A 14,990-nucleotide genomic window follows, 5' to 3' on the forward strand; every position below is an offset into this window, starting at 1 on the left:
AGCGGCCGCCGATCGTCTGCTCCGAGCGAGCGTGCTCGAACGGATCGGGATCGGGATCGCGTCGACGACGGCGGCGCTGTGCATCGGACTCATCATCGCGGCGGTCGCCGGCTACGACCCGATCCGATTCGCCGGGCAGTTGATCGCGGGGGCGTTCGGGAGCGAGCGGGCGATCGCTCGCACGCTCCGGAGCACGACGCTGTTCGTGCTCACGGGCGTCGCCGTCGCGGTGGCGTTCCGCGCCGGCGTGTTCAACATCGGCGTGCAGGGGCAGTTCGTCGTCGGCGGGTTCACGACCGTCGTCGCGATCGTCTGGCTGGCGAACTTCGTTCCCGGCGGGACGCTCGGCGGGGTGACGCTGATGCTCGTCGGGAGCCTCGCGGGCGTGGTCGCCGGCGGGCTGTACGGGGCGCTCCCCGGCGTCATGAAGGCGTACGGGGACGCCAACGAGATCATCACGACGATCATGCTGAACTTCATCGCCACCGGGTTCGTGGGCTGGCTCGTCGCGGGCCCGTTCGGCGACCCCGAGGCGACGGCGACGCGGACCCGGCGGCTCCCGGACAACGTGGGGCTGCCGCGGGTGGTGTTCGACGACCCGAACCTGTCCGTCGTCGGCCTCCTCGTCATGGTCGCTGTCGTCGTCCTCGTCGCCGCGCTGATGGCCCGGACCCGCTTCGGCTACGACATGGTGACGAGCGGGTACCAGGACGCCGCCGCGACGTACTCGGGCGTCGACGCGAAGCGGATGATCATCGCGACGATGACCCTGTCCGGCATGATCGCCGGACTGACCGGAGCGCTGTTCGTGATCATGATTCAGGGCTACTACACCGACCCGTCCGGCATCGGCAACTACGGGTTCGACGCCATCGCCGTGAGCCTGCTGGCCGCCAACAACCCGCTCGGAGTCCTTCCGGCTGGGCTGCTGTTCGGGGGGCTCGAGTCGGCGAGCTCGCACGTACAGATCAACAGCGACGTTCCCGTCCAGCTGATCGACGGGATCGTCGGGCTGGTCGTCCTCTTCGTCGCCGCGCCGGAGCTCTTCCGGATGATCGCCGCCCGTACGGGGCTCGGAGGTGAGGGCGAATGAGCCTCCTCGACGGGACGCGGTCGTCCCGCCTGCGCCTCGGCGGCTTCGGGCTGTTGATCGCGGTGTTCGCCGGCGTGATAGTGGCCGCCCCGACCGGCGGCGGGATCGACCGGATCCTCACGCCGGGGTTCGTCACCCGGTCGCTGGAGATGGCGACGCCGATCGCACTCGCGGCGGTCGGCGGGCTCTACGCCGAGAAGAGCGGCGTGTTCAACATCGGGCTTGAGGGGTTCATGATCGTCGGCGCGTTCACCGCGGCCGGGACGATGTTCGCGCTCGGCGGTACCTCGCCGACGCAGGCACACATCTGGATCGCGATCGTCGTTTCGGTGCTGGTCACGGCGGTCCTGACGGTCCTCTTCGCCGTGCTACTCATCCGGTTCAAGGCCGACCAGATCGTGGCCGGGCTGGCGGTGTGGTTCGTCGGGCTCGGGTTCGCCCCCTTCACCGCGGCACTGGTCTGGGGGAGCCGATCGAGTCCCGGCCTCGCGAGCGTCGACGCGGTCGCGTTCGGTCAGTCGCCGCTGGTGTTCCTCGCGGCGCTCCTCGTCGCGGCCGGCTGGGTCGTCCTCTACCGGACCCGGTACGGCTACTGGGTACAGGCCGCCGGCGAGAACCCGGAGGCGCTCGACACTGCCGGTGTCGACGTCAACCGCGTCCGCTACGCGACGGTGATCTTCTCCGGCGCGATGGCGGGCCTCGGCGGCGCCGTGCTGCTCGCACACGCCGGGAACTTCGTCGGGACCGGGCAGACGATGGTCGACGGCCGCGGATGGATCGCGATCGTCGCGTACCTGTTTGGCAACTACAACCCGGTCGGCGCGGCGGGCGCGGCGCTGTTGTTCGGGGCGTTAGACATGCTGAACGTCCAGTTCCAGACCGTCGGAATCGACGTCCCTGCGCGCCTCGTCAACCTGCTCCCGTACGCCGCGGTGCTGCTGGTGCTCACGGCGTGGGGGAAGACGCGCGTTCCGTCGATGGTCGGCGAGCCGTACGAGACGGAGGAGTGAACCGGGGACTCACCCCTTTCGACCGCGGTGCCGTCGCGCTACTGATTCGCTGAGCGCGCGTCAAGCGCGACCGGGATCGAGCGCGCGGCCACGTCGCCCGCGAACGCCTCGCCGTCGGCCTCCAGCTGCTCGAAGGTGTCGTAGTGGATCGGGACGACGAGCTCCGGCTCCATCGCCTCCGCCAGCTCCGCGGCGGCGTGGCGGTCGGAGACGATCCCCCCGCCGCCGATGTTCGCGAGGAAGATCGAGACGTCGAGCTCCGCGAACCCGTCGAGCGCGTCTGAGTCGCCGGGCCAGAAGACGGTGCGGTCGCCGAGCCCGAGCAGGAACCCGCAGCCGAGCCCCGGCGGGTGCGTCACCGAGCCGTCCGGCCCGGCGTTGGGCCCCTCGGGGTCGTTGTGCGCGGCGACCGACCAGACGGCGACCTCGCCGGCGGGGGTCGCCACGTCCACGCGCCCCTCGTCGTCGACGCGGACCACGTCGTAGTCGTCCGCGAGCGACTCGATCGACTCCACGTCGCGGTCGATCCCGGCGGGGTCGACCGCCTCGTAGATCACGAGCGTCGCGTCCTCGCGCGCGACCGACCGGATCCCCTCCGGGTCGTAGTGGTGGTCGTGGGTGACGACCACGAGGTCCCCGTCGCGGGCCCAGTAGTCGTCGAGGACCCCGTACCGCCCCGGATCCGTGTAGGCGACGGGGCCGCCCTCCGGCTCCAGTCGCGCCGTCGCGTAGCCGAGCCATTCCACCGAGAAGCCGTCGTAGCGAACCGTCATACGCGTGGCTCCGGCCGGGGGCGCCTTGAGGGTGGCTATCGGGCCCGCGTCGCCTCCTCATGCCTCGTCGCCTCCTCCCCACTCCGCTCCGTTGTCTCCCCATGCCTCGTCGCCTCCCCCATCACTCCGCCCCGTCACCGGCGAGCCGCGCGACGCGCTCCAGCGAGTCGGCGTCGGCGACCGCCTTGTCGTCGCGCACGCCGACGAACCGCGGGAACCGGAGGGCGTAGCCGGACGAGTAGGTCGGGGAGGTCTGGATCTCCTCGTACCCGACTTCGAGGACGACTTCGGGCCGGATCGCGATCTCGGTCCCGTCCTCGCTCACCACGTGGGGCTCCAGGCGCTCGGTGAGGTCGGCGAGCTCCTCGTCGGTGAGCCCGGTCGCGACCTTGCCGATCGTGGCGAACTCGTCGCCGTCACCGCCGGTCCGCACCCCGAGCAGGAACGTCCCGAACAGCTCCGCGCGGCGCCCCTCGCCCCACTCCGCGCCGACGACGACGGCGTCGAGCGTCTCCACGTCGGGCTTGCGCTTGAGCCAGTCCCGGCCGCGGTCGCCCGGGGTGTAGGCGGCCGCGGGGTTCTTCAGCATCACGCCCTCGTGGCCCGCGTCGAGCGCGGCCGCCTCCGCCGCCTCGATCGCCGCGGGGTCGTCCGCGTACTCGACGCTCGCGGCCGCGTCCGGCAGGACCTCGACGAGCCGCTCGTGACGGGCGCGGAGCGGCTCGTCGAGCAGGTCCGCGCCGTCCGCGTGGAGGCAGTCGAAGGCGTGGAGCCGCAGTCCGACCTCCTCGCGCATCCGGTCCACGTCGTGTTTCCGCCGGAAGCGACGCAGCACCTCCTGGAACGGGAGGGGGTCGCCGTCGTCGTCGACCGCGACGACCTCGCCGTCGAGGATGACCGGGACCGAGATGCGGGATTCGACGTACTCGACGACCTCCGGGAGCGCGTCGGTCACGTCGTCCATGTTGCGCGAGTAGATCCGCGGGCCGAGTCTGGCGTCGTCGCTCTCGGTGTCGCCCTCGCCGTCACAGCTCTCGCTGCCGCCACCCTCGCCGCCGTCGCCGCCCGACGCCGGCACGTAGTGGACCTGCACCCGCGCCCCGTCGAACTTGGTCTCGACGGCGACCTCGCCGAACGCCTCGACCGCGTCGGTCGCCGTCCCGGCCTGCGCGAGCATCGCCTGCACCGGCCGCCCCACTTCCAGCCCCTCGGCGCGCAGTCCGGCGAGCCCCTCGTCGCGGGCGAGGGCCGCGACGCGGCCGTAGTCGTTTGTCACCTGCAGCGCGCGCTCGACCGCCGCGACCGCCTCGTCGCCGGCGCGGAGGGTCGGGTCCTCGCCGTCGCTGTCGTCGGCGTCGACCTCCTTATCGTCGCCATCGCCACTGTCCGCGAGGAAGGCCTCCGCGATCGCGTCGCGGACGGCTCCTTCGCCGACACCGAGCCGCATCTCGCCGAGCACGAGCCGGGCGAGGAGCTTCGCCTCGGCCGGGTCGCATCGGTTGAACAACCCGAACAGCGCGTCGCGCTTTCGGGACTCGCTGCCGTCGCCGGCGGCGGCCGCCAGCTCGCGCAGCTCCGCGTCGACCGCCGCGACGGTGAGCCGGTCGCGGCCCTCGCCGAAGGCCGCGAGGCCGCGCTGGCCGCCGAACTCGAAGCCGGCGGCGACCGCGCCGATCTCGCCCGCCTCGGCCAGCCGCTCCTCCACGTCGTCGGCCGTCACGTTCGGGCCGGCAGCGCGGGCGATCGCCTCGCGACAGAGGGCGGGCCCCACGTCGAGCGTCCGGGTGTCGTGGGCCGGGAAGACGCGCCCGAGCAGGAACCGGGTGACCGTCACGAGATCGTCGCCCTCGGCGTCTCCGTCGCCGTCCCCGGCGTCCCCTCCGGCCGCCGCGAGCAGGTCGGCGACGAGCAGGGTCGTCTCGATGTCGGCCGGCTCGGCGGCCAGCCCCTCCGCCCGGTCGGCGAGCGCTGCGAACTCCATGCGCGGAGTCGGCGATCGCTCGGCAAAAGCGCCGCGATACGGGGCTGTCCCGGGCCGGTTCCGAGCCGCTCCCGCGTCGGTCTCTGCCCGGAACCGGCCCGGAAGGCCGCGTGCCGACCGCTCCCACGCCGTCGATCGGCCGCAGACCTTTTTGCCGGGGGCGGTCGTCGACCGTTCCATGAGCACCGAGTCCGCCCTCGCCGACGGGGTCCGCGAGGCGCTCGCGGTCGACCCCGACGAGTTCGCCGCCCGCGCGGAGGAGGAGGCGGAAATCGTCAAACAGGCGCTCCGAGACGGCGCCTTCGACAACCACCAGTCGATCGTCGGCTTCGAGTACGAGTTCTACGCGGTCGCCGACGGGCGGTGGAGCGAGGAGTCGCGGGCGGGCGAGTACGCCCTGATGCGAGTCCCCCGACGGCTGCTGGAGCTGATGGGGTTCGAGAAGGAGCTCGGGCTCCACAACGCCGAGATGTCGACGAGCCCGCAGCCGCTCTCCGACCACGGGCTCCGGGCGCAGCTCGCGGAGGTCCGGGCGCGGCTCGAGGCCGCGGAGAACACCGCCGGCGTCGAGGGGATGCGGCTCGTCTCCGACGGCCTCTGGACCATCCCGCCCGCGGGCGAGGCGGCCCGCGAGTACCTCACCGACAGCGTCGACGTCGACGGGATCACCGTCGCCGTCAACATGAGCGACGCGGTGCGGTACCACGCGATGGCGAACGCGGGCGCCGACGAGAAGCGCGGGACGGTCGTCGAGGCGCCGGGGGTGTCGCTGTCGGCGGACACGGTGATGCCCGAGAGCCTCATCACCTCGATACAGCCGCACTACCAGGTCGCCCAGGCCCAGACCCTGCCGCGACACTTCCGGTACGCGCTCCGGATCGCGGGCCCCCTGCTCGCGTTAGGGGTCAACTCCCCCTTCTTCCCCCCGGACCTGTACGAGGACGACTGGGACGGCGAGCGCGTCCTCGCGGAGGGCGCGACGGAAAACCGGATTCACGTGTTCGAGTCGGTGCTCAACGCCCGCACCGACAGGGGGAAGGTGCGGTTCCCGCGGGACGTTCACGACCTCGAGACCGCGGTCGACCGGATCGTCGCCGACGAGACGCTGATCCCGATGCCGGAGCCCGACGGCACCGACCGGTTCGACGACGAGTTCGCGACGTTCCGGACGAAACACGGCAGCTACTGGCGGTGGGTCCGCCCCGTCTTCGAGGGGGCGAGCCGGTCGAGCGCCAACGCCCGGATCGAGTTCCGACCGATTCCCGGCCAGCCCACCGTCCGCGACTCGATCGCGTTTCAGGGGGCGTTCGCCGGGCTGATGCAGGCGCTCCCCCAGCGCGAACACCCCGTCATCGGCCTCGACTGGGAGACCGCCCGCGACAACTTCTACGCCGCGGTCGCCGACGGGCTCGACGCGGAGATCGAGTGGATCGGCCTCGACGGCGAACACACCACCGATACCGACGCGCTGTACGCGGACCTCCTCGATCACGCCGAGGCGGGCCTCCGGACCGCGGGCTGTCCCGAGGAGGAGGCCGCTGCGTGGCTCGCCCCGCTCCGGTGGCGGGTGGCGAACCGGACGACGCCGGCCAGCTGGAAGCGCGAGCGGGTCCGCGAGCGCCTCGGCGACGGCGACGACTTCGAGACCGCCGTCCACGACACCCAGCGCGAGTACATCGACCGGCAGGCAGAGACGCTGATCGAGGGCGGCTTCTCGGCGTGGACGACCGACGACTGACCTCCGAATCGAGTCGGTGCGACGGGAATCGACCCGCACGGCCGGAACAACCGGCAATCGGTTCCGGATTCCAGCACGGACGCTTTGCCCCCGATGGACGGTCCGTTCGCGGCTCGCACAAACAGATCGCTCACAGCGGGCCTGAGCCGCCCGCTTCGAGTGTGATACTACTCATCACACTGCCAAATTAATAACTCAGAAACATCATAGGTGCGGCTGAATATTCTCGATAGCCATATCTCCTTATGAGTGGGGCCGGTACGAGGTGGTACGATGGAGCGAAGACAGTTCCTCAGCGGAACCGGCGCGGCGATCGGCGGCTCGCTGCTCGCCGGCTGCGTCGGTGGGGGAAGCAGTCGGACGGTGACGGTCGATTACGCCTACTACAACCCGGTCAGCCTCGTGTTACGCGAGAAGGGGTGGATGGCGGAGGCGTTCGCCGACACCGACGCGGAGATCGAGTGGGTGTTGAGCCTCGGCAGCAACCAGGCCAACGAGTACTCGCAGAGCGGCGAGGCGGAGGTCGCCTCCACCGCCGGGATCGCGGCGCTGATGGCCCGGTCGAACGGCGTCCCGATCACGACGCCGTACATCTACTCCGAGCCCGAGTGGACCGCGCTCGTCACCTTCGAGGAGAGCGGCATCGAGACGGTCGCCGACCTGGAGGGCAAGCGGGTCGCCGCGACGCGGGGCACGGACCCGTACTTCTTCCTCCTGCAGGCGCTCGACGACGCCGGGCTGAGCGAGGACGACGTGGAGGTCGTCCACTTGCAACACCCGGAGGGGCAGTCCTCGCTGGTGCAGGGCGACGTGGACGCGTGGGCGGGGCTCGACCCGCACATGGCCGAACTGGAGCTGGAACACGACGGCGCGGAGCTGTTCTTCCGCGAGCCCGCGTACAACACGTACGGCTTCCTGAACTTCCTCGACGGGTTCCTCGCGGACCACCCGGAGGACGCCCGGCGCGTGATCGACGCCTACGAGCGCGGCCGCGAGTGGGCGACCGACAACCCCGAGGAGACCGCGTCGATCCTCGCGAGCGAGTCGGACATGTCCCAGCCGGTCGCGGAGCGAGTGTTCACCCAGCGGAACGACCTCTCGGGGACGGTCCCGGGCGACGCCCACCGTGACCTGCTGTCAGACCTCGCGCCGATCCTCGAACGCGAGGGGCTCGTGAACGAGGGCGCCGACCCCGCGGGGAGCATCGGCGACCTGCTCGACTCGGAGTTCGCGGCCGGCGCCGCGGGAGGCGAGTGAGATGGCGACCACGCGGGAGACGGAGACCGGCGAGGGCGGGCTCGACCTCGCCGGGGCGTTCCCGGACCCCGACCGGTTCCGGTGGCTGCTTGGGCTCGTCGTGCCGGCGCTCCTCGTCGTCGTCTGGCACCTGCTGGTCGTGACGGGCGTGTTCGCGGCCCACCAGCTCCCGGAGCCGCTCCGCGTGGTCGAGACGCTGTACGGGATGGCGGCGACGGGCGAGCTGTGGGGACACGTCGCCATCACGCTCCAGCGCGTGTTCTTCGGCGTCGTCCTCGGCGTGAGCGTCGGAATCGTCTTCGGGACGGTCACGGGGCTGTACGGGCTCGCGAACGACCTGCTCGACCCGCTCTTACAGAGCCTCAAGAACATCCCCTCGCTGGCGTGGGTACCGCTGTTCCTGCTGTGGTTCGGGATCGGCGAGGGCGCGAAGGTGCTGCTCATCGCCGTCGGGGCGTTCTTCCCCGTCTACCTCAACCTCTCGACGGGGATCGGCAACGTGAGCGAGGACCTCCTGGAGGTCGCCGAGGTGTACGACCTCGGTCGGTTCGAGTCGCTCCGACGGGTCGTGTTCCCGGCCGCGGTGCCGAGCCTGCTCGTCGGGATCCGCGGCGGCGTCGGCCTGGCGTGGATGTTCGTCGTCGCCGCGGAGCTGATCGCGGCGAGTCAGGGGATCGGCTTCCTGATGAGCGACGGGCGGGTGCTCGCCCGGCCGGACATCATCGTGGGATCGATCCTGCTTTTCGCCTTCTTCGGGAACCTCTCGGATCTCGCGGTCAAGGGGGTGAAACAGCGTGTCGTCGACTGGTGAGGACGTGACCGACACGAGTTCCCCGGCGGACGATTCGCCGGAGTCGACGGGCGACTCCCCGGAATCGACGGACGACCCGGCCCTCGCCGTCCGCGGGCTCACGAAGCGGTACGGCGACACCGTCGCGCTCGAGGAGGTCGACCTCGCGGTCGACGACGGCGAGTTCGTGGCGGTCGTCGGCCCCTCCGGCTGCGGGAAGTCGACGCTGCTGCGCGTGCTCACCGGGTTAGAGGAGCGGTTCGAGGGGCGAGCCGCGGTCGGCGGGGTCGACGTGCGCGACGGCGGCAGCGACGGGGTCGGCATGGTGTTCCAAGAGCCCCGCCTGCTCGCGTGGGCCGACGTGCGCGAGAACGTCGCGATCGGACTTCCGGGCGGCGTGGACCGCGACGACCCCGCCGCGCGCGACCGCGTCGACGACCTGATCGAGACGGTCGGGCTCGACGGGTTCGCCGGGCACCGCCCCGGCGAGCTCTCGGGCGGGATGGCCCAGCGCGTCTCGCTGGCGCGCGGGCTCGCCTACGAGCCGGAGGTGCTGCTGTTGGACGAGCCGTTCTCCGCGCTCGACCAGCTGACGAAGTACGAACAGCAGGACAACCTCCTCGACGTGTGGCGCGAGCGCGGGGCGACGGTCGCCCTCGTCACACACGACGTGGAGGAGGCGGCGTACCTCGCGGACCGCGTCGTCGTGCTCGGCGGGCAGCCGGGAACGGTCGAGACCGTCGTCGACGTCGAGGCGGACCGCCCGCGCGAGCGGACCGACGAGGCGCTGCTCGCGGCCCGCCGCGAGATCACGGACGCGCTCGGGGTCTGAGTCCGGACCGGACCGATCGGCCCCTGTTTTCGGGACCCGGCCGCCCCGCGTTCGTCCCGGTTGCGACGCGCGCCGATCGCGCGCCAGCTTCGTACGGAACGAAACGAACGTCGATTCGGCTTATGAACCCGGTTCCGAAACCACAGCACCCCGATCGTCTCGGTGTGTGTATAATGTGTATAAGGCCATCCGATCCCGTTGGTGTCGTGCGATTTTCGGGATCGACGCTCGAACCGCGGACCCCGATCTGACGGGCCGTTTTTGCGATCGGCACAAGTGTTAAGTTCTCGACCGTGTTTTCGTCAGTCGATGACAGACATCACGGAGGCTTCGTCGGACACCCCGGCGGATCGAGTTCTTCCAGGGCACGATAGCTTCTAACGTCGAAATCGGTCCTGTCAGGATCTTCGACACGACCCTGCGAGACGGAGAACAGTCACCACGTACTTCGTTCAGCTACGACGAGAAACGCCGCATAGCGGCGACGCTGGACGACATGAACACCCACGTCATCGAGGCTGGGTTCCCGGTGAACTCGGACGCGGAGTTCGAGGCCGTAAGCGACATCGCCGCCGCGACGGACACCACCGTCTGCGGGCTGGCGCGGGTCGTCGAGGGCGACATCGACGCCGCGATCGACTCCGGCGTCGAGATGGTCCACGTGTTCGTCTCCACCAGCGACGTACAGCTGGAGGACTCGATGCACGCGACCCGGCAGGAGGCGAAACAGCGCGCCGTCGACGCCGTCGAGCAGGTGAAAGACGCCGGCGTCGAGTGCATGTTCTCGCCGATGGACGCGACGCGGACCGACCCCGACTACCTGCGGGAGATCGTCGAGGCGGTCAGCGACGCGGGCACCGACTGGATCAACATCCCGGACACGTGCGGCGTGGCGATGCCGACCAGCTTCGGGAAGACGGTGAAGGCGGTCGTCGAGGCGACGGACGCCCGGGTCGACGTGCACACCCACGACGACTTCGGGATGGCCGCGGCGAACGCGGTCACCGGGTTCGAGAACGGGGCGGAGCAGGCGCAGGTGTCGGTCAACGGGATCGGCGAGCGCGCCGGCAACGCCGCCTATGAGGAGGTCGTGATGGCGGTCGAATCGGTGTACGGCGTCGACACCGGCATCGACACGACCCAGATCACCAAGCTGGCCCGGATCGTCGAGGAGGCCTCGGACATCCCCGTGCCGGCGAACAAGCCCGTCACCGGGCGGAACGCGTTCGCCCACGAGTCGGGCATCCACGCGGCGGGCGTCATCGAGAACGCCGACACGTTCGAGACCGGCGTGATGACCCCCGAGATGGTCGGCGCCGAACGCGAGTTCGTCTTGGGCAAACACACCGGTACTCACAGCGTGCGCAAGCACCTGGTGGAGGCCGGCTTCGACCCGAGCGACAGCGAGGTCCGGCGCATCACCAAGCGCGTCAAGGAGTACGGCTCCGGCAAGCGCCAGGTGACCGCCGGCGACGTCGAGCGGTTCGCCGAGGAGGCGGACGTCGACCGCGAGGAGGAGGTCCGGGTCTGATGGCCGCCTCCCTGCGCGGGGAGCCCGCCGAGCGACCGCCGTGCGGTCGCGCGGGCGGAAGCGATCGCCCGGACCGGTCGGTTCGCCCGACCGGATCCGCGCTCTGGAACCGGCCGTCCGGTTCCGCTCCCCGACAGGGATTTATACCCCGACCGCGTTGGTGGAGGCGAGATGCGACGGCACGCCGCGATCCCGACGACAGCCGAGGTCGCCGGAGCCGTCGCGCCGATCATTGTAGGGGTATAACCCCCTACACCATCCCTTCCTCACCGACGCGACGCATCGACGAACGCCGACGGGCGGGTCCGTTCCCGTCCGGCGACTCGGCGTTCGGACCGACCGACTCTCACACCCGCGAGATGCACCACCGAACACCACCACGACAATGAGCGACACAGCAGCACAGCCACGAGACGACGAGGCGGAGGACCCGGACGACGCGGCGAACTCGGACGGGTCGGCCGCGACAGACGCCGGCGACCCGACCGACGCCGACGGTCCCGCGGTGTCGACCGGCGCCGAGTCGGTCGTCGCCGCGCTGGAGGCCGCGGGCGCGGAGACCGCCTTCGGCGTGCAGGGCGGCGCGATCATGCCCGTCTACGACGCGCTGTACGACTCCTCGATCCGGCACGTGACGATGGCCCACGAGCAGGGCGCGGCCCACGCCGCCGACGCCTACGGCGTCGTCTCGGGCGAGCCCGGGCTCTGCATGGCCACGTCGGGGCCGGGAGCGACCAACCTCGTCACCGGCATCGCCGACGCCGACATGGACTCCGACGCGATGCTGGCGCTGACGGGACAGGTCCCGACCGAGTTCGTCGGCAACGACGCGTTCCAGGAGACGGATACGGTCGGCGTCACCCGCCCGATCACGAAGCACAACTACTTCGCGCACGGCGCGGACACCGTCGGCGACACCGTCGGCGAGGCGTTCGAGCTGTCGCGCGCGGGGCGTCCCGGACCGACGCTCGTCGACCTGCCGAAGGACGTGACGCAGGACGAGACGGACGAGACGCCGGGGCCGGCGACGCCGCCGGCGGGGACCGACCCCGACCCGAACGCCGACCCGGACGCGGTCGAGGAGGCCGCCCGCGCGATCGAGGCCGCCGAACGACCGGTGTGCCTGTTCGGCGGCGGCGTGATCAAGGGCGACGCCAGCGACGAGGCGCGCACCTTCGCGCGGACGTACGGGATCCCGGTGACGACGACGATGCCGGGGATCGGCTCGTTCCCCGAGGACGACGACCTCTGCCTCTCGTGGGCGGGGATGCACGGCACCGGCTACGCCAACATGGCGATCACCCACACCGACTGCCTGATCGCGGTCGGGACCCGGTTCGACGACCGGCTGACGGGCGGGATCGACACGTTCGCGCCGGAGGCCGAGGTCGTCCACATCGACATCGACCCGGCCGAGATCTCGAAGAACGTCCACGCGGACTACCCGCTGATCGGCGACGCCGGGCGCGTCCTCGACCAGCTGACCGCCGCGGTCCGCGAGGCGCCCGACGCCGAGGCGTGGCGCGAGCGCTGCGCTGAGTGGAAGGAGACGTACCCCCTCACGTACGCGACCCCCGAGGACGAGCCGCTGAAGCCGCAGTTCGTCGTCGAGGCGTTCGACGAGGCGACCGACGACGACACCATCGTCACCACGGGGGTCGGCCAACACCAGATGTGGGCCTCCCAGTTCTGGACGTACACGGAGCCCCGGACGTGGATCTCCTCGCACGGCCTGGGGACCATGGGCTACGGCGTGCCGGCCGCGGTCGGCGCGCGCGTCGCGGCCGACGCGATGGGCGAGCCCGACCGCGACGTGGTGTGTTTCGACGGCGACGGCTCCTTCCTGATGACCATGCAGGAGCTGTCGGTGGCGGTCCGCGAGGACCTCGATCTCACCATCGCCGTGTTGAACAACGAGTACATCGGCATGGTGCGCCAGTGGCAGGACGCCTTCTACGAGGGGCGTCACATGGCCTCCGACTACACGTGGATGCCCGAGTTCGACAAGCTCGCCGAGGCGTTCGGAGCCCTTGGCCTCCGCGTCGACGACTACGACGAGGTCGCGCCCGCGGTCGAGGAGGCCCTCGAGTACGACGGCCCCGCCGTGATCGACTTCCACGTCGATCCCGAGGAGAACGTCCTGCCGATGGTGCCGAGCGGCGGCGCGAACGGGAAGTTCGCCACCGCGGAGGACCAGCTATGAGCGGCGACTCCTCCGCCGCCGACGTCCCCGAGGCAGACTCCCGGCCCGCGCCGAGCGAGCAGCCCGCCCCCGAGGAGCGAGACCACCCCGAGGGGCGACGGAACCTCGAAGGGATCCGGATCGACCCAGTCCTCGAGGCGGAACACGAGTCGCGCCGCGCCGTCATTTCGGCGCTGGTGGAGGACGAGCCGGGGGTGCTCGCACGCGTCTCCGGACTCGTCTCCCGTCGCCAGTTCAACATCGAGAGCCTGACCGTCGGCCCGACGACCGTGGAGGGCCACTCGCGGATCACCATGGTCGTCGAGGAGACGGACCCCGGCATCGACCAGATCGAAAAGCAGATGGCGAAGCTGAAGCCGGTGATCTCGGTCGGCGAGGTGTCCGGCGACGCGGTGACGGCCGAGCTGGTCCTGCTGAAGGTGGAGGCCGACGACCCGGCGGCGGTCCACGCGGTCACGGAGATGTACGACGGCCGGACGCTCGACGCCGGACCCCGGACGATCACCGTCCAGCTCACCGGCGACGAGGCGCGGATCGACGACGCGCTCGACGCGTTCCGCCAGTTCGGCATCATCGAGATCGCCCGGACGGGCCAGACCGCGCTCGCGCGCGGCGACACCCCGACGGCGCCCGGAGAGAAGCCCGGAACGGCCGGCGAACCGACCACGCACGACGACTGACGCGAACACACGCGGACTCACAATACACATGACCGAAGACGACACCCAGACGTTCAACTCGACAGTATACTACGACGACGACGCGGACGAAGAGGCGATCGCTCACAAGACCGTGGCCGTGCTCGGCTACGGCTCGCAGGGCCACGCGCACGCCCAGAACCTCTCCGAGAGCGGGGTCGACGTGATCGTCGGCCTCCGCGAGGGCAGCTCCTCGCGGGCCGCCGCCGAGAGCGACGGGCTCCGCGTGGAGACCCCCGCGGACGCCGCCGCCGAGGCCGACATCGTGAGCGTGCTCGTGCCCGACACGGTCCAGCCGGACGTGTACGAGGCGGCGATCGAGCCGAACCTGGAGGCGGGCGACACGCTCCAGTTCGCGCACGGATTCAACATCCACTACAACCAGATCCAGCCGCCCGAGGACGTCGACGTGACGATGGTCGCGCCGAAGTCGCCGGGCCACCTCGTCCGCCGCAACTACGAGAACGACGAGGGGACGCCGGGCCTGCTGGCGGTGTACCAGGACGCGACCGGCGACGCCCACGACGAGGGGCTTGCGTACGCGGCCGCGATCGGCTGTACCCGCGCCGGCGTCGTCGAGACGTCGTTCCGCGAGGAGACCGAGACCGACCTGTTCGGCGAGCAGGCCGTCCTCTGTGGCGGCGTCACCTCGCTGGTGAAGCAGGGGTACGAGACCCTCGTCGACGCCGGCTACTCCCCGGAGATGGCGTACTTCGAGTGTCTCAACGAGCTCAAGCTCATCGTCGACCTGATGTACGAGGGCGGGCTCGGCGAGATGTGGGACTCGGTGTCCGACACCGCCGAGTACGGCGGGCTCACGCAGGGCGACGTGGTCGTCGACGAGCACGCCCGCGAGAACATGGAGGAGGTCTTAGAGAAGGTCCAGAACGGCGAGTTCGCCCGCGAGTGGATCTCCGAGAACCAGGCGGGACGGCCCTCCTACACCCAGCTCCGGACGGCCGAGAAGAACCACGAGATCGAGGCCGTCGGCGAGGAGCTGCGCGGCCTGTTCGCGTGGCAGGAGGAGGAAGAAGACGAGGAGGAGTCGGCCGAGGTGACCGCCTGATGGGCGTACGCGGAGACG

The 14,990-nt window shown here is 70.7% G+C and carries 12 protein-coding genes; 10 read left to right on the top strand and 2 right to left on the bottom strand.

What is annotated here, in order from left to right:
• Nucleotides 1-16: 16 nt before the first annotated feature.
• Together JIN95_RS03450 and JIN95_RS03455 are read left to right on the top strand one after the other, a co-directional pair.
• Entirely contained in the window at nucleotides 17-1,093 is a 1,077-nt protein-coding gene (locus tag JIN95_RS03450) for an ABC transporter permease (RefSeq protein ID WP_095636729.1), read from the top strand.
• Between the two features lie 149 nt (nucleotides 1,094-1,242).
• On the top strand, nucleotides 1,243-2,103 hold the full coding sequence (locus JIN95_RS03455; protein WP_233138971.1) for an ABC transporter permease: 861 nt from the start codon (nucleotides 1,243-1,245) through the stop codon (nucleotides 2,101-2,103).
• A gap of 38 nt (nucleotides 2,104-2,141) precedes the next feature.
• Here the strand turns inward: JIN95_RS03455 and JIN95_RS03460 are convergent, their stop codons facing one another.
• Nucleotides 2,142-2,876 (bottom strand): MBL fold metallo-hydrolase, encoded by a 735-nt coding sequence (locus tag JIN95_RS03460; protein ID WP_095636536.1) that lies wholly within the window; start codon nucleotides 2,874-2,876, stop codon nucleotides 2,142-2,144.
• Nucleotides 2,877-2,997: 121 nt separating this feature from the next.
• A complete protein-coding gene (gene ligA / locus JIN95_RS03465; RefSeq protein WP_200530520.1) occupies nucleotides 2,998-4,857 on the bottom strand; it encodes an ATP-dependent DNA ligase LigA in 1,860 nt (619 codons plus the stop codon).
• A 178-nt stretch (nucleotides 4,858-5,035) separates the two neighbouring features.
• Here ligA and JIN95_RS03470 point away from each other — a divergent pair, with 178 nt between their 5' ends.
• From JIN95_RS03470 to ilvC, 8 genes are all read left to right on the top strand, one after another.
• Nucleotides 5,036-6,595 (top strand): hypothetical protein, encoded by a 1,560-nt coding sequence (locus tag JIN95_RS03470; protein WP_095636538.1) that lies wholly within the window; start codon nucleotides 5,036-5,038, stop codon nucleotides 6,593-6,595.
• A 273-nt stretch (nucleotides 6,596-6,868) separates the two neighbouring features.
• A complete protein-coding gene (locus tag JIN95_RS03475) occupies nucleotides 6,869-7,852 on the top strand; it encodes an aliphatic sulfonate ABC transporter substrate-binding protein (RefSeq protein ID WP_200530521.1) in 984 nt (327 codons plus the stop codon).
• Between the two features lies 1 nt (nucleotide 7,853).
• Nucleotides 7,854-8,663: an ABC transporter permease gene (locus JIN95_RS03480; protein WP_200530522.1), complete on the top strand. Its 810-nt coding sequence runs from the start codon at nucleotides 7,854-7,856 to the stop codon at nucleotides 8,661-8,663.
• Nucleotides 8,647-9,474, top strand: a complete 828-nt coding sequence (locus JIN95_RS03485) for an ABC transporter ATP-binding protein (protein ID WP_200530523.1) — start codon at nucleotides 8,647-8,649, stop codon at nucleotides 9,472-9,474. Before JIN95_RS03480 ends, JIN95_RS03485 begins: the two co-directional genes overlap by 17 nt.
• Before the next feature lie 370 nt (nucleotides 9,475-9,844).
• Nucleotides 9,845-11,005 carry a 2-isopropylmalate synthase gene (locus tag JIN95_RS03490; RefSeq protein ID WP_198951531.1) on the top strand — a complete coding sequence of 387 codons (1,161 nt, stop codon included), beginning with the start codon at nucleotides 9,845-9,847 and terminating at the stop codon, nucleotides 11,003-11,005.
• 385 nt (nucleotides 11,006-11,390) lie between these two features.
• On the top strand, nucleotides 11,391-13,208 hold the full coding sequence (gene ilvB / locus JIN95_RS03495) for a biosynthetic-type acetolactate synthase large subunit (protein ID WP_200530524.1): 1,818 nt from the start codon (nucleotides 11,391-11,393) through the stop codon (nucleotides 13,206-13,208).
• Nucleotides 13,205-13,888, top strand: a complete 684-nt coding sequence (ilvN, locus tag JIN95_RS03500) for an acetolactate synthase small subunit (protein ID WP_095636544.1) — start codon at nucleotides 13,205-13,207, stop codon at nucleotides 13,886-13,888. Before ilvB ends, ilvN begins: the two co-directional genes overlap by 4 nt.
• Before the next feature lie 28 nt (nucleotides 13,889-13,916).
• Entirely contained in the window at nucleotides 13,917-14,972 is a 1,056-nt protein-coding gene (gene ilvC, locus JIN95_RS03505) for a ketol-acid reductoisomerase (protein ID WP_095636545.1), read from the top strand.
• Nucleotides 14,973-14,990 lie beyond the last annotated feature (18 nt).

The organism is Halorubrum sp. LN27 (assembly GCF_016635065.1).
Taxonomy (GTDB): Archaea; Halobacteriota; Halobacteria; order Halobacteriales; family Haloferacaceae; genus Halorubrum; species Halorubrum salipaludis.

Bases quoted from the DNA above. Each gene is read 5' to 3' on its own strand.
- JIN95_RS03455 (WP_233138971.1), top strand. From the start codon at position 1,243: ATGGCGACGCCGATCGCACTCGCGGCGGTCGGCGGGCTCTACGCCGAG.
- ilvB (WP_200530524.1), top strand. From the start codon at position 11,391: ATGAGCGACACAGCAGCACAGCCACGAGACGACGAGGCGGAGGACCCG.
- JIN95_RS03460 (WP_095636536.1), bottom strand. From the start codon at position 2,876: ATGACGGTTCGCTACGACGGCTTCTCGGTGGAATGGCTCGGCTACGCG.
- JIN95_RS03475 (WP_200530521.1), top strand. From the start codon at position 6,869: ATGGAGCGAAGACAGTTCCTCAGCGGAACCGGCGCGGCGATCGGCGGC.
- ilvN (WP_095636544.1), top strand. From the start codon at position 13,205: ATGAGCGGCGACTCCTCCGCCGCCGACGTCCCCGAGGCAGACTCCCGG.
- JIN95_RS03470 (WP_095636538.1), top strand. From the start codon at position 5,036: ATGAGCACCGAGTCCGCCCTCGCCGACGGGGTCCGCGAGGCGCTCGCG.
- ilvC (WP_095636545.1), top strand. From the start codon at position 13,917: ATGACCGAAGACGACACCCAGACGTTCAACTCGACAGTATACTACGAC.
- ligA (WP_200530520.1), bottom strand. From the start codon at position 4,857: ATGGAGTTCGCAGCGCTCGCCGACCGGGCGGAGGGGCTGGCCGCCGAG.
- JIN95_RS03480 (WP_200530522.1), top strand. From the start codon at position 7,854: ATGGCGACCACGCGGGAGACGGAGACCGGCGAGGGCGGGCTCGACCTC.